Origin of the sequence: Butyrivibrio fibrisolvens (genome assembly GCF_037113525.1) — a bacterium.
Lineage (GTDB): Bacteria > Bacillota > Clostridia > Lachnospirales > Lachnospiraceae > Butyrivibrio > Butyrivibrio fibrisolvens.
Genome location: NZ_CP146963.1, coordinates 789,596 through 803,704 on the forward strand (window position 1 = coordinate 789,596; position 14,109 = coordinate 803,704).

General features: G+C 37.6%; 16 protein-coding genes. 11 read left to right on the forward strand and 5 right to left on the reverse strand.

What is annotated here, in order from left to right; translation table 11 throughout:
• Positions 1 to 7 precede the first annotated feature (7 nt).
• From WAA20_RS03130 to WAA20_RS03175, 10 genes are all read left to right on the forward strand, one after another.
• Entirely contained in the window at positions 8 to 244 is a 237-nt protein-coding gene (locus WAA20_RS03130) for an acyl carrier protein (protein ID WP_073387178.1), read from the forward strand.
• A 15-nt stretch (positions 245 to 259) separates the two neighbouring features.
• A complete protein-coding gene (locus WAA20_RS03135; protein ID WP_073387177.1) occupies positions 260 to 742 on the forward strand; it encodes a 3-hydroxyacyl-ACP dehydratase FabZ family protein in 483 nt (160 codons plus the stop codon).
• On the forward strand, positions 742 to 1,569 hold the full coding sequence (locus WAA20_RS03140) for a transketolase (RefSeq protein WP_073387176.1): 828 nt from the start codon (positions 742 to 744) through the stop codon (positions 1,567 to 1,569). Before WAA20_RS03135 ends, WAA20_RS03140 begins: the two co-directional genes overlap by 1 nt.
• Before the next feature lie 3 nt (positions 1,570 to 1,572).
• On the forward strand, positions 1,573 to 2,553 hold the full coding sequence (locus tag WAA20_RS03145; RefSeq protein WP_073387175.1) for a transketolase C-terminal domain-containing protein: 981 nt from the start codon (positions 1,573 to 1,575) through the stop codon (positions 2,551 to 2,553).
• A 117-nt stretch (positions 2,554 to 2,670) separates the two neighbouring features.
• The gene (locus WAA20_RS03150; protein WP_073387174.1) at positions 2,671 to 3,447 is read left to right on the forward strand and encodes a nitroreductase family protein; all 777 of its coding nucleotides are present in this window, start codon (positions 2,671 to 2,673) and stop codon (positions 3,445 to 3,447) included.
• A 165-nt stretch (positions 3,448 to 3,612) separates the two neighbouring features.
• Positions 3,613 to 4,395 (forward strand): glucose-1-phosphate cytidylyltransferase, encoded by a 783-nt coding sequence (gene rfbF / locus WAA20_RS03155; RefSeq protein ID WP_073387173.1) that lies wholly within the window; start codon positions 3,613 to 3,615, stop codon positions 4,393 to 4,395.
• A 2-nt stretch (positions 4,396 to 4,397) separates the two neighbouring features.
• A complete protein-coding gene (locus tag WAA20_RS03160) occupies positions 4,398 to 5,324 on the forward strand; it encodes an NAD(P)-dependent oxidoreductase (RefSeq protein WP_073387172.1) in 927 nt (308 codons plus the stop codon).
• Positions 5,311 to 5,886 carry a dTDP-4-dehydrorhamnose 3,5-epimerase gene (gene rfbC / locus WAA20_RS03165; protein WP_073387171.1) on the forward strand — a complete coding sequence of 192 codons (576 nt, stop codon included), beginning with the start codon at positions 5,311 to 5,313 and terminating at the stop codon, positions 5,884 to 5,886. The genes WAA20_RS03160 and rfbC overlap by 14 nt, the downstream gene beginning before the upstream one ends.
• The gene (locus WAA20_RS03170) at positions 5,870 to 6,826 is read left to right on the forward strand and encodes a glycosyltransferase (protein ID WP_073387170.1); all 957 of its coding nucleotides are present in this window, start codon (positions 5,870 to 5,872) and stop codon (positions 6,824 to 6,826) included. Before rfbC ends, WAA20_RS03170 begins: the two co-directional genes overlap by 17 nt.
• Positions 6,827 to 6,871: 45 nt before the next feature.
• A complete protein-coding gene (locus WAA20_RS03175; protein WP_073387169.1) occupies positions 6,872 to 8,140 on the forward strand; it encodes a glycosyltransferase family protein in 1,269 nt (422 codons plus the stop codon).
• 43 nt (positions 8,141 to 8,183) lie between these two features.
• Here WAA20_RS03175 and WAA20_RS03180 read toward each other — a convergent pair whose 3' ends face one another.
• From WAA20_RS03180 to WAA20_RS03190, 3 genes are read right to left on the reverse strand one after another with little or no spacing between them, the layout of a single operon-like run.
• The gene (locus WAA20_RS03180; protein ID WP_073387168.1) at positions 8,184 to 8,669 is read right to left on the reverse strand and encodes a hypothetical protein; all 486 of its coding nucleotides are present in this window, start codon (positions 8,667 to 8,669) and stop codon (positions 8,184 to 8,186) included.
• Between the two features lie 12 nt (positions 8,670 to 8,681).
• Entirely contained in the window at positions 8,682 to 9,368 is a 687-nt protein-coding gene (locus tag WAA20_RS03185; protein ID WP_073387166.1) for a DUF4422 domain-containing protein, read from the reverse strand.
• Between the two features lie 11 nt (positions 9,369 to 9,379).
• Positions 9,380 to 10,477 carry a hypothetical protein gene (locus WAA20_RS03190; protein ID WP_081373773.1) on the reverse strand — a complete coding sequence of 366 codons (1,098 nt, stop codon included), beginning with the start codon at positions 10,475 to 10,477 and terminating at the stop codon, positions 9,380 to 9,382.
• 345 nt (positions 10,478 to 10,822) lie between these two features.
• Between WAA20_RS03190 and WAA20_RS03195 the strand changes: the two genes are divergently transcribed.
• Positions 10,823 to 11,527: an acylneuraminate cytidylyltransferase family protein gene (locus tag WAA20_RS03195; RefSeq protein WP_338802180.1), complete on the forward strand. Its 705-nt coding sequence runs from the start codon at positions 10,823 to 10,825 to the stop codon at positions 11,525 to 11,527.
• A gap of 87 nt (positions 11,528 to 11,614) precedes the next feature.
• Here the strand turns inward: WAA20_RS03195 and WAA20_RS03200 are convergent, their stop codons facing one another.
• Both WAA20_RS03200 and WAA20_RS03205 read right to left on the reverse strand, forming a co-directional pair.
• A complete protein-coding gene (locus WAA20_RS03200; protein ID WP_073387164.1) occupies positions 11,615 to 12,832 on the reverse strand; it encodes a glycosyltransferase in 1,218 nt (405 codons plus the stop codon).
• Between the two features lie 107 nt (positions 12,833 to 12,939).
• A complete protein-coding gene (locus tag WAA20_RS03205; protein ID WP_073387163.1) occupies positions 12,940 to 13,914 on the reverse strand; it encodes a DUF6492 family protein in 975 nt (324 codons plus the stop codon).
• Between the last annotated feature and the right edge of the window lie 195 nt (positions 13,915 to 14,109).

A 14,109-nucleotide genomic window follows, 5' to 3' on the forward strand; every position in this document is an offset into this window, starting at 1 on the left:
TATCATCATGACAAACAAAGAGAAGTATATTGAAGCTTTTACAGAGAGTCTGGATGTTAAAAGTGACCAGGTTGAGAGCCTTGAATATCAGAGTATTCCAGCATGGGATTCGGTAGGACATATGGGACTTATAGCAGCTATTGAGGATGCTTTCGATATTCAATTTGAAACGGATGATATTGTTGAATTTAGTTCTTTTGTCAAAGGGATAGAAATACTCAAAAAGTATGATGTTGAGATCTAATGGAGGATATTGCATATGGAGAATAAGTATGAACCCATATATAACATTGGGGCATATGAAATACAACAATATCAACAAAACAGATATCCCTTATTTTTTCTGGATGTTGTAGAAGAGGTAAGACCGGGAGAATATGTGAGAGCCAAAAAGAACTTTACATATGATGAATGGTTCTTTCCCGCTCACTTTGAAGATGAACCAAATGTACCGGGATTCATTCAGATGGAGATTTTGGCTCAGACATTTATTATGACCTTTTTGACGATTCCTGAGCACAAAGGAAAGAAGACAGCTTTTCTTAATGTTGATAATCTCAGGATGAGGAAGAAGGTTATTCCGGGTGATACAATGATAATTGAAGGATTTTTGAAGAGCTTTAGGAGAGGCGTTGCATCGGGGCATGTTGAAGCTAAGGTCAATGGAGAGTATGCGTTATCAGCGGATCTTAAGATTGCACTTCCGGATATAATGCGTGAGTTTATTCCTGGAGGAGAATGATGAACTTCAATTATTCTGAAATTGAGAATCATGCCAGAAATATGAGAAAACTGATACTTGATATGGGCAGACATGCTGGTGGGCATGCAGCGCATATGGGCGGAGCATTGTCTATTACTGATGTTATGGCAGTGCTCTATTTTGGTGTGATGAATACTAAAGATATTGGAATGGAATCTGAAGAAAGAGACAGATGTATTCTGAGTAAAGGGCATTCATCACTTGGGCTTTATTCGGCACTTATCGAGGCAGGACTTATGGATGAGTCACTTAAAGATACCTTCGAAGATGATTATAGTGATCTATTGGGACATCCTGTACAAAATAGGAGTATTGGAATTGAATTTACTAATGGATCGCTTGGAATGGGGCTTTCAATTGGTATAGGTGTTGCAATTGCCTGTAGAAGAAAAAATCTAAACAATCATGTGTATGTAGTTTTGGGTGATGGTGAATGTAACGAAGGTTCTGTTTGGGAAGGGTTCATGTCTGCTCCAAAATTTAAATTGAATAATCTTATTGCGATTATTGATTGTAATAAATTTCAGCTAAGTGGAGCAACAGAGGATGTAATGCCGCTTCTAAGTATGAAAGATAAATTATCAGCATTTGGCTGGGAGACAAGAGAAATTGATGGACATGATATCAAGGCTTTATGTACTGCTCTTGATCCAGATAATAGTTCAGCTAAACCTCTTGCTGTTATCTTAAATACGGTTAAAGGTAAAGGTTTTTCATTTTCAGAAAATGATAATTCCTGGCATCACGCAGTGGTAACTCAAAAGGCATATGATCAGGGATTATCGGAACTTGGATTTGGAGACTAAAAAATGGAATATAACAAAAAGAATGCAAAAAGATGGTCGATCGTAGGTCAGAGACCGACTTTTGGAAGTGCAGTTACAGAATTTGCAAAAGAAAACGCCAATATAATAGCGGTGATCGCTGATGTTACCAATTCTGCAGGGCTTGGTACGATGGAACGGGAACTTTCTGATCAGGTTATAAATGTTGGAATTGCCGAGCAGAATATGATGGGGATTGCTACAGGATTGTCTAGCGAAGGGTATACGGTTTTTACGTCTACTTTTGCGCCATTTCAGTCCATGCGCTGTCTTGAACAGATACGTGTAAATCAGGGATATATGCACCAAAAAGTTATTATGGCAGGTCTTGCAGGTGGTGTTGCATATGGAGAACTTGGATTTACACACTGCACAATAGAAGATGTTTCAATAATGAGATCAATTCCAAATGTGGCAGTTGTAACACCTGCTGACTGTACAGAGGTCGTAAAAATAGTAGAGGCAGCAATCAGCTATAAAGACTCTGTATACATAAGACTTATGGATAAAACAGGTATCCCTATCGTATATGAAGATGATTATGAATTTGAGATAGGTAAGGCTGTTCCTATAATTGAGTCAGGCGAGATAACAATTCTTGCAAACGGCCCTGTTGTTCACCATGCAATAAATGCAGCAAGAAAGTATGCTGAAGATAAAGGCATATCGGTTGCGGTATACGATTTCCATACAGTAAAACCTGTAGATGTTGAGCTTCTAATAAAGTTGCAGAAAACCACCCAGGCTATCTTGACTGTGGAAGAGCATAGTATCGTAGGCGGACTTGGAGGCTCTGTAGCAGAGGCTTGCTCTGAAATAAGTAAAAGTGTACCGATATTTAAATTGGGTTTTGATGATGAGTATCCTCATGGGGCTCTTCATGAAACACTTTTAAAAGACTATCATCTTGATGAAAATGGTATATATGACAAATTAGATCTGATCGTCAGAAAGATAGGCCTTTAAGTGGTTTTAAAGGAGGCTTTGAGTGAAGAAATACGGGGAAGATATAAGTGGTTTGATACCTAACAGATATCCGCTGATGATACTTGATGCTCTTAGATCTCAAATGGTGAAGATGCAATGAACAGAGAGATTGATACTGATAAGTGCATAGGATGCGGTAAGTGCGTTGAGGATTGCATAAGCGGCTATATAGTTCTTGTAGATACAGAAGATGGAAAAAAGAAAGCTGCATTTAAGGAACGCGGAAGATGCCTTGAATGCGGCCATTGCAATGCCATCTGCCCACAAAGAGCAATAAGTGGGGGAAAACTGTTAGAGGCAGTTTATGAAAAAGATGACTTTCTCAATATCATGTCTAATAAGAGAACTATCAGAAAGTATATTAAGGGTGGAAAGATATCAGAAGATGTACTCCAGAGAATAATATTGGCCGGGCAGAGTGCTCCTACGGATAGAAACCGAAAGTCTGCCAGGATTATATTTGTAAAAGAAAAGCTTGTAGAAATATATAATGAGGCACTTGATTATCTGGTTGAGAAAGTTTCCAAGACTGGAAGTATAAATCCTTTATATTCATCAACCATGAGACTGGATGCAAAACGAGAAGAAGTGTTATGGAATGCAGAGTATCTGGTTGTTTTTATTGGTAATAAGTCAAGCCTGGTAGATGCTGCTATTGCGGCTGAAAGGATGCAGCTTGAGGCAGCGGCCTTGAGAGTTGGAACAGGATATAGGGGAGATATGAAGGAAGCTATTAACAATGTAGATGATATCAAAGAAATGCTTGGGGTAAAAAATAATGAAGAGGCATTGATCTGTTTTGCCATGGGTATTCCGGATATAAGGTACTTGCAACCGGCTGTAAAGGCTAATAGAAAAGTTGAGTATCTATGAATGTTAAGTATTTGTCTACATAAACAAAGGATGATTAGCATTTTTACATTCACAATGAAATATGCATTGTCTTGAGTATGCTATAAGTGAAGTGGAATTTTGAACCATAATACTAAAAGTGGATGTTAGTATTGAAAGAATAATAGGTGCAGTTGCGAGGTGGCAATGAAGGTCGTAATCCTGGCTGGCGGATTTGGAACCAGAATATCCGAAGAATCGCATTTAAAACCAAAACCAATGATAGAAATCGGCGATATGCCGATACTTTGGCACATTATGAAAATTTATTCTCATTATGGTTTTAATGAGTTTATTATCTGTGCCGGTTATAAGCAAAGACAAATAAAAGAATGGTTTGCGGATTATTTTATGAATACCTCTGATGTTACCTTTGATTACACTAGCGAAAACGGTAGCATCACTTATCATGATAAAAGTGTTGAACCATGGAAAGTTACTGTGGTTAATACAGGGCTTAATACGCAGACAGGCGGACGAATAAAACGGGTACAAAAGTATATAGGGCAAGAGCCTTTTATGCTTTCTTATGGTGATGGAGTAGCTGATATTAATATTCCAGAGCTTATTAAGTTCCACAGATTACACCATAGTATATGTACACTTTCTATGTATAATTATGGGCAGCATAAGGGCGTAGTAGAAGTATCCGGAGATGGGATGATCGAAGCATTTCGTGAAAAATCTGATGACGATAGTGAACTGATCAATATCGGATTTATGATATTAGAGCCTGAGATTTTTAATTATATTAAAGATGATGATACTGCTTTTGAAAAAGAACCGATGGAGGCTTTGGTAGAAGAGAAAAAGCTTGCAGGGTATGTTCATACAGGTTATTGGCAATGCATGGATACGCTTAGAGAAAAGAACCAGATTGAGCAGTTATGGAATGATGGCAATGCTCCGTGGAAGATATGGGAGGATTAGCTATGAAGAAAGCTCTTGTTACTGGGGCAAATGGATTTGTAGGAGCAGCTGTTTGTAAACAGCTTGCTTTAAAAAACTATGAAGTCATAGCTGTTATTAGGAACCAAGCGTCTGATATATCAAGATTGGCAGGAATTCCTGATATTAGAATGGTTTATTGTGATTTGTCAGATATCAAGAATCTACATCATGTAATTGCTGACAGAGATGTAGATTATACGTACCATTTCGCATGGACAGGAAGTTCAGGATCTCTTAGAAGTAATTATCGTGTTCAGACTGACTGCGTAAAGTATACTTGTGACGTGGTAAAAGCGTGTAGCGAAATAGGATGTAAACGCTTTATTTTTGCCGGTAGCATTATGGAATATGAGATTCAAAACGCTGTCAAAAATGAAGGTAAGTTATCTGCAAATACAGTATATTCAAGTGCTAAGCTTGCTGCTGATAACATGGCCCGCGCTATATCAAATGACCTGGGAGTAGAGTATATATGCGGCATTATATCTAATATCTATGGCCCAGGGGAAAAAAGTCCAAGGCTTGTTAATTCAACTATAAGAAAACTTCTAAAAGGCGAGCACTGTAAGTTTTCAAGCGGAGAGCAATTATATGATTTTATATACATAGACGATGCGGCCAGGGCTTTTACTGTTATTGGTGAGAAAGGAACTAATAACAGATCATACTACATCGGTACTAATCCTCGAAAGTTAAAAGAATATCTACAACTGATAAAAGATGTGATAAATCCTGATATACTACTTGGATTTGGTGAACTTCCGGATCCTATTACAACTCTTTCATATTCTGAATTTGATGTTTGTGCATTGGAAAATGAATTTGATTTTGACTCAAATATTTCTTTCAAAGAAGGAATTGAAGCAACGGTTAGATATATCAAGGAGAATATATATGAGCAAACTTGATTTTTCTGAATTGGAACTTCCTGGGGCATATGCGATTACAAACTTTTTTTTCCAAGATAATAGAGGGAGTTTTATAAAAAGTTTTGACAAAGTAATATATAACGAATGTGGAATAGATTTTAATATTAACGAAACGTTTGTTTCTGTGTCGATTCAGAATGTTATACGTGGGCTTCATTTTCAGCTGAGAAATCCGCAGGCTAAACTTGTATGTGTACTAAAAGGTAAGGCTTGGGATGTGATTGTTGATCTTAGAAGAAACAGTCCAACTTATAAAAAATGGATAAGTATAGATTTAAGGAGTGATGGCAGAAATGCAGTATATGTCCCCAAAGGATTTGCACATGGTTTTGTGGCATTAGCAGATGATACCACAATGCTGTATCAATGCGACGGGGACTATGATATAGAGACAGATACGGGGATATTGTACAATGACAAGACTATTGGAATTACATGGCCGATAGATACGAGAAAAGGTGTCTTTTCTGACAGAGATTTGAGACTGATGACTTTTGAAGAATTTGAGAAGAAGGCGATTGAATATGGATTTGGAGAATAAGCCGTTAGTATCTATACTTATACCTACTCACGAAAGACCTCATTATTTTGCTCTTGCACTTGCCAGTGCTGTAAATCAGACCTATGACAATATTGAAATCATTATTTCCGATAATAGTAGTGGAGATGAGACGCAGAAGCTTGTAGAAGAATTTAAAAAGACCTATAAAAATATCAAATATTTTCATACTCCTGATCTTCCTATGTGGGATAACTGGCAGAAATGTTGGGACAATATGTCAGATGATGCGCAATATATCAATTTCCTGATGGATGATGATCTTTTTGCTCCAAATAAGATTGAATATATGGCAGCTCAGTTTTTGAGTAATCCTGATATTTCTTTAGTAACATCATATAGAAAGCTTATTGATAAGGATGGGAATTTTCTGGAAGATAAAGATTTTAATGCTTCTCCATTTACAGATAAGCTTTTACATGTAAAGGGATATGAAGCCGGTTTACATTTTTTGCTTACTGGAAAGAATTGGATAGGAGAGCCGACAACAGTTTTGTTTAATAGAGAATATACTGACGGCTTTTTTAAAGGCTGGGTAGGAGATGAAAAATATCTGATTCTTGATTATCCATTGTGGCTACGATTACTTGAAAAAGGGGACATGATATATATTAACGAGCCGCTTAGCTTTTTTAGATTGCACGATGAAAATGATCAAAAGGATTTTAGGACAATAGTTAAGGGATCTGTATCTATGGCACTTACGATCAAGAATGCATGGAACAATAAAAAGTATCTGGATAGTCCTGATAAATTGCATGTTTCACAATTTCATTGGATAAGAGAAGCAACCTTGATCATTGCTAATTGTTATGAAGACCACTATAAAGGTGAAGAATTTGATGATCTACTTTTGGCATACAAAGATATGTGTGAACGTTATATTGAAAAAGAACCTGATAAGCTGAGTTTTCATTTTTAGAGATTAATGATAAGAGTAAAACATGTTTGATGACTGGTAATGCATATGGCAAGCAATAGGAAAATCGCTTTCATAATTTGCACCAATAATAAGATACAATTCGATGAATGCAAGCTATATATAGATAAGCTTATAGTCCCCGATGGCTATGAGACAGAGCTTATTCCTATATATGGCGCTGTTTCTATGACTTCAGGTTACAATAGCGCCATGGCAGAAACTGATGCCAGGTATAAGATCTATATGCATCAGGACGTTTATATAATCAATAAATATTTCCTTTTAAATATAATTGATATTTTTAATAAAGATGATTCCATAGGCATGATCGGAATGATAGGTAGCACTCACATTCCGCATTCGGCAGTTATGTGGCTTGGTGACAGAGTTGGTAACTTTAGATCATGGCCTATTGGAAACTTTGAACATGAAAGAATTACAGAAGATTCTATAATTCATGAAGTTGAGTCTATTGATGGCTTCATGATGGTCACAAGGGTAGATATGCCTTGGAGAAGTGATATCTTTGATGGGTGGGATTTCTATGATGTATCTCAATCTTTTGAGATTCGCAAGGAAGGTTATAAGATAGTTGTACCAGAGCAGTTGTCGACCTGGTGCGTTCATGATGATGGAGTTATCATGTCGCTATGGAACTATGACCGGTATAGAAGAAAGCTTATAGATAGTTATAGCAATATGATTCCTGTGGCAGGTGAACAAGATCCTGAATATAAAGCTTATCTTGAGATCATAAGAACATATAGCGATAATACCGCTGATATGCTGGGAATGCTTGGCAGCATAATAGAAAAAATAAGTGATATTATAGGAAGCCATGAGGCAGGAGCTTTTAGTACCATATGTGATGCGCTTAAAGATAAAGACAATCTTTTAAGAGCTTCTTCAAGGCTTACACAGATACAGCTATTGGGAAGCTGCGTTCACCAAGAATACGCTATGAAGCTTCCGACTTTTATAGATGATGTATCAAATATAGACGAATTTGAAGATAAACTTCTTGTGCTAAAACTTATGTTACGAAGGATAGAACTTAGTAGCCTGGTGACATCAGAAGAGGAAGTGATGGAAGCGTACGCTTTCATTTGTGATAGCCATATATCGCCATTTAGCATCCTGACTATGCTTTATTCGCACATTTCTATTTATGTCGAAAGAGAGAATATCATGCTTTCTATAGCGTCTAATATGATTGAAAAAGGAGATGTTTCAGGTGCATTTGTTGCCTTATCGCTTATACCGGATCCATCAGTAGAGACGAGACAATTATTGGATGAATTTAGGAAAACATAACTATTGAATAAGGCGATAAAAGACATAACAGACGTAATTTGTTTTATCCAATCATGAAATATGTTGAATCATCAACATATATTGGCGTCAAAGGATATCTCGCCTTAAGATAATCTATTACTTCAGGCGACGTATCATTAAAGATTATGCGGGCTGTATGCTCTACAAGGTAGGGCAGCAGCCTTTCTTTATGCTCTCTAAGAAAGTTTTGATCCATGTCCAGCATGAAGGTAATATCGAAGAAAGCATCCGTATCATCATATAAAGAATCAAGAGATGCTATGGAATCATACATTACAGTGTGAACCGGCAATACGTCCAGATAAAGAGGTATTCCGCACATAAAAGTATCAGGTGATATCACGGCGTCCTTGACCTGCCTTGAAAGAGCACCGCACCTTGCAAGGAGCATGCCGATATCTAATATGCTCTTTGCCTCATACATGCGTGAAAGTTCGAAATATACATATATATCATTTATATTAGTTATATACGATACGTTTGAAAAAGATTTGTTATCTGGAATCATAAAATACCTCTTTTAACCAGTGGTCTGTGTGACAGGTACTTCATAGACTTTATATGGATGCATATAGATATAAACTCGTAGCAGTCTTTCTGCAAGATACCCGTATATGCGCTTTTGAAAGACATCATAATCTGTTATATCAGTTCTTTTTTCTACTTCAGACAGAACATCAAAAAGCCATGCGCAGTAATCATCGAAGATCTCTTTTCTTGTGATGATCATATTGCCAAGAGAAGCCAGATTCGTATGAGCCATCAGATCAAATGCCTTAACATAGTCGGGATACTTTTCCAGGATCACATCTCTTGTAGTATCGAGATCCTTTATGACATGCTTGTTCTTATAATGCTCATAATTGCTTGCGTACGGGGAAGAGCTGCAGGTTGGGAGGATGATATCATATGACTTTTGGCACAAGATATCTTCTATGAATTCGGCATTTACAGGCTCTTTTTCTATGGTAAAAAAGCGTCTGTAGTGGCAGATTCCTATGATGTCGCAGGAGATATTTTTCCATAGCCAGTATATACCGGTGAGCTCGCAGTAAGACTTATTCTTGGCAGAAATGTTTTCGCCGGCATCATCGCACGGATATCCAAGGTCATCGCTTATGGCTTTACCTACATGCAGAGAATGGTACAAGGGATCGGATATCTCGTTGTATTTCTTGTGAGTACATACGTATATTCTGGTATCCAATAGACGCTCCTTCACATAACGGGATGCATATCGATAAACTGCCCGAATCTTGGGAGTTTGAGCGATAAGAATCCATATTGCTTGCCATCTATGATTCCACTATCAATGAGTCGTGCTCGATATGAAGTAAAGGTGTTTGAAGACATACGGATAAGTTCGCGAATTTCTTCCACCTTAACTGGGACATTATTATTATTTTTAGATAAAGTATTGATAGCATGTAGTACTTTTTTGTCGCCTTTTGAGAGCTCGTTCCATATTTTTTCATATGAGAGTTCAGATAATGTAATATCAAGTTCGCTGTATACTTCATCAAGGTTGATTTGCTCAGGCGTGCTGTTCCGACATAGAGCATTCCAATAATGGTAGCCAAGAGCCTGGAAAGCAAGAGAGTATCCTTTTGTGCAAAAGGCAAGCGCGTCAGCAGTATCTTTGCTTGCTCCAAAAACTTTTTGATAATCCGCAGAAATAGCGGTTACATTTAAACTGTCTAATTCCTTGACTTTTGCTCTGTAAAGAAAAGTAAGTGATTTGTTGTTTTTGATGGTTCTGATATTTTCGATTAACCCTGTCATTAGAACGTATATATCATAATCAGCGTTTGCGTAGGAAGACATGGCATGAGAAAAGCGGGCAACATCTGTGCTATAGGTTATCTCGTCGATAGTGATAAGGACTTTCTTGCCGGCTTTTTTTAAAACTCTGAGCATCATTATCAGGGCATCTTCTTCATTGGATGCAACAAGCTCAGCATTTTCAATATGGACACCTATTCCCAATACAGAAAAGTCCAGATTAGCTTTCACAAAAAGAGTTTTGATTTCAGGAATCATATATAGCCCGCGAGCAAGAGAATCGATAAGGTTGCTCTCAGGATTAAGATCTACAGTTATCCAGTCTTTAAGTTTATCTATTTTATTACGTATATCACCCATCATTACAGTTTTACCACAGCCTCTGACACCGGTGATAAACATGCCTCGGTAAGTTGGAACCTTCCTAATGAAGTTGTTTATTACTTCATTGGTTACCAGTGTTCGTTCGATAAACTGTGGAGGAATATAGCTGAATTGTAGGGTATATGGATTATCAATTTCTTCAAAGTGCATGTGAAAGCCTCCTTTAAAACCTAAGAATATTATAACAAATGGCGATGTGTTTTTCCACAACCTTTCACAACTCTCCACAACTTGATATTTCTTCCACAACTTTCCACAACTCTCCACAACTTGTTATTTCTTCCACAACTTTCCACAACTTTCCACAACTTTCCATAACTTACTTTTTCCTCCACAACTTTCTATAACTTACCAATTCCTCCACAACTTGCTATGCTTGGATTGCAGAATGTATAATAAAATAAGGATTTGTAAGTTTTTGTGCTTGATGATTACGTGTAGATGTTGACGCAATAGAGTTATATATTGAGCGATTGCTGATTAAAGAGGGCATATATGCACATGAAGAACATCGCGATCATCCCCGCAAGAAGCGGATCTAAAGGTCTTCCTGATAAAAATATAAAAATGCTTAGCGGCAGGCCTCTTATTGCATGGTCTATTGAAGCTGCAATAAGTTCAGGTGTGTATGATGAAGTTATGGTATCTACAGATTCAGAGAAGTATGCTGAGATTGCAAGAAGCTTTGGTGCAAAAGTGCCTTTTTTGCGAAGCAAGGAAGCATCTTCCGATACCTCATCTTCCTGGGACGCTGTAAGAGAAGTGCTTTTTAAGTATCAGGAACTTGGAATGAATTTTGATACATTTACCCTGTTGCAGCCAACATCTCCTCTTAGAAGCTCTGATGATATCAAAGGCTCTTTTGCTCAGATGCTGGATAAGGATGCCAGGACCATAGTATCTGTATGCGAAGCAGAGGATTCACCATATACCTGCAACACTCTTCCTGAGTCTATGTCTATGCAGGATTTTTTCATAGAAGAGTACAAAAACACAAGGCGTCAGGATCTGCCTAAGTGTTATAGATTAAATGGTGCCATATATCTTTCGAAAGTTGTGGAGTTTTTGAAAGATGGTGATATATATGCAAATGATTGTTACGCCTATATCATGGACGGAACAAGATCAGTAGATATCGATACGGATCTTGATTTTAAGATCGCTCAGCTCCTTATAGAAGAAGGAATGTTGGGAAAATAGCTATTTATCGATCTTGTAAGATAATCAGTTGCAGCCAGTACACTAATTGTACTAATGGCAAAAAGTATTCTCAAACAATAGTCCAAATTATTCCCAGATACTTGTTATGATCTGTGCCACGCGGTGTCTCCAGGTGTGTTGCTTTTTGATTCTTTCAAGGCCTGCCTGTGCGATACGAGTTCTTTCATCTTCGTGAGTAAGGTAGTACGAGCACTTATCTATAAGTTCATCTTTACTTCCATAGTATTCTGCTTCCTTACCAATCTCGAAGTATTCAGGAAGTTCTTCCTGATAATTAGTAAGAAGGAACCCACCAGCTGCGCAGATATCAAACATGCGAAGAGGAAGCCCTGTTTCTATAGCCCGAAGTGTAATGTTAAGGTTTATTTTGGCATTATTAAATACGATAGGCATCTGGGTCAGAGTCTTAACGCCTTCATGAATAGTAAAGTTATTGCTACCCATTTCTTTAACACATTCAGTAAGTTCTTTGGTATCAGAATTGGTATATAGATCTGTTTTAAAGCTTCGCGACAGTTCTGATAAGGTCTCAAATCTTTCTTTTTGCGCAAGCTCATATTCTAAAAAGTAGTGGGCAGCAGTAAAGCGCCTGAGCTTTGAGGCGTCCATAATGCAGTTATCTTCATACCTTCCGGTAAACATAGGATTTTGCTCATGAATCTCTTCTGCAATATTTTGCGGGAGAGTTTTTTCGATGAAATTATAACCATATACAGCCTTCTGACTTTCAATAAGGCCGTCAATAAAGCCTCTCGTATGTGGGAGGAGCTTATCTTTTATTTCACCATAAGGATTTTTTTCTGAATATAAAGAACCTACCATGGCGATACCGGGAGGGGTAAGGTCAGGACGCGGATCTCCCTGCTTAAGCATTCCGGCAACATATTCAGGATCGCTTCCAAGCGGAAGATAGAAGATACAGCTCGGATTATAGGGTCTTAGCATCATATACTGAGCTTTGTCAAAAAGGAAAATCCTGTTGGTATCAAATTGCATGGACCTATCAAAAAGCTCCATGACAGGGCAGTCAACACTCTGAGCTATGTATATAAGACCATAGATATGGCACAGTTTTGCGAGCATAGGGAAGAAATTGATGCTAAATACGGCATCAGGCTTAATAGACTCTATGGCAGACTGCACGTGTTCAATATTACTTTTTGCGCTTTCTGCATTGCCACTTTTATCCTCCATGATCTCGTGCACATCGATATTAAAGCTTGAAAGAGCACCTATAATACTAGGCTCGCATATGCTATTATACCTATAGAATAGAATTTTCATAGAAATCCTTTCGCTCGTAGTCGATATACATGCTACAAGATCCGGCTTATTTCAATACCGATTTCGTTATAAATATCTTCATGTTGTCAGGTTATTTTGGCGTATGATCAATCCCACACTTCTTTATACTCGTCATTCTTATAATCTTCCTGCACCATCTCCATAATCTGCCTTGCAGAGAGCTTCTCCTGATACTTTGGATTATTGAAGATGTTGTCAGTATCAGGTCTTATTGACTGATTCTTTTCGAAAGAAATGGCGCAGAAATCCCTTGAAAGCCAGTCAAAATCTCTTTCACTGATCTTGTCTTTGTCAAAAAACATTGCACCATATCTCATGGAATTATAGCTTCTCAGAATATAAGCATCCTTATGATGCGTCATAACGTATGAGCCATAAGTTTCGAACTCGCTAAAGCCTGAATTCATAAGCTCAGATGCAGACAGGCTCCAAAGAATCTTTTCCCAAAATGATGAGCCGGGAAGACTTGTATTAGCTTCAATCTTATCCATAAGCTCTTTGACAAGATCGCAGTCCATGATCATATGCTCTGAGATAAAAGATCTGTCGATGCATTTGGAAAGATTCGGCAACAATTTACTTATAGTATCAAAATAAGGTTTATGGTATTCATGTTTGGTATCGAAAAATGGATGACCATCATCTGAAAACATAGAAAATTCCCTGCATGGGATCGTATCTCCATCCCATACAAGATAATACTTATTGTCTGAATAATTAGAATAAGCCCATTTGATGAACTGCTGATAGTACCAGCCTGTGATATTGCGCCCGGGTACCTGACCGTCCATGTCGCGCTTTACTATCTCGCAGACTATCTCGTGTACAGCGTCAAATGGGAGGATATCGTTCTCGTTTATAAATCCTGCCTTTTTAATGGCGCTATCTTCCGGATAGTTTTCCTTTTCTTTTGTAAGAAGGTCAGCAATTTCGCTCCTTCCAACAAAAAATACTCTGTCAGAAGGAAGAAGACAGCACATTCTTTCATGATGACCTGTCATTCTCTTAAAATCATCAGGGGTTTGAACTATGATCGCGTCATAAATAATTTTATCAGCCATGGCAATAACCTCTAATATCATATGAAATAATTACTTACCTCATGATATAATAATAGCATAAGCATCGAAAAAGAGATAACTAATATACGTACAAAAGTGTGTTGTGGGTTAGTATTGAAGCTTCACACCTATTAAATATTACTAGTATCTTGAAGATTCCTGAGGATGGCTGCCTATATATAATTTTCAAAGACC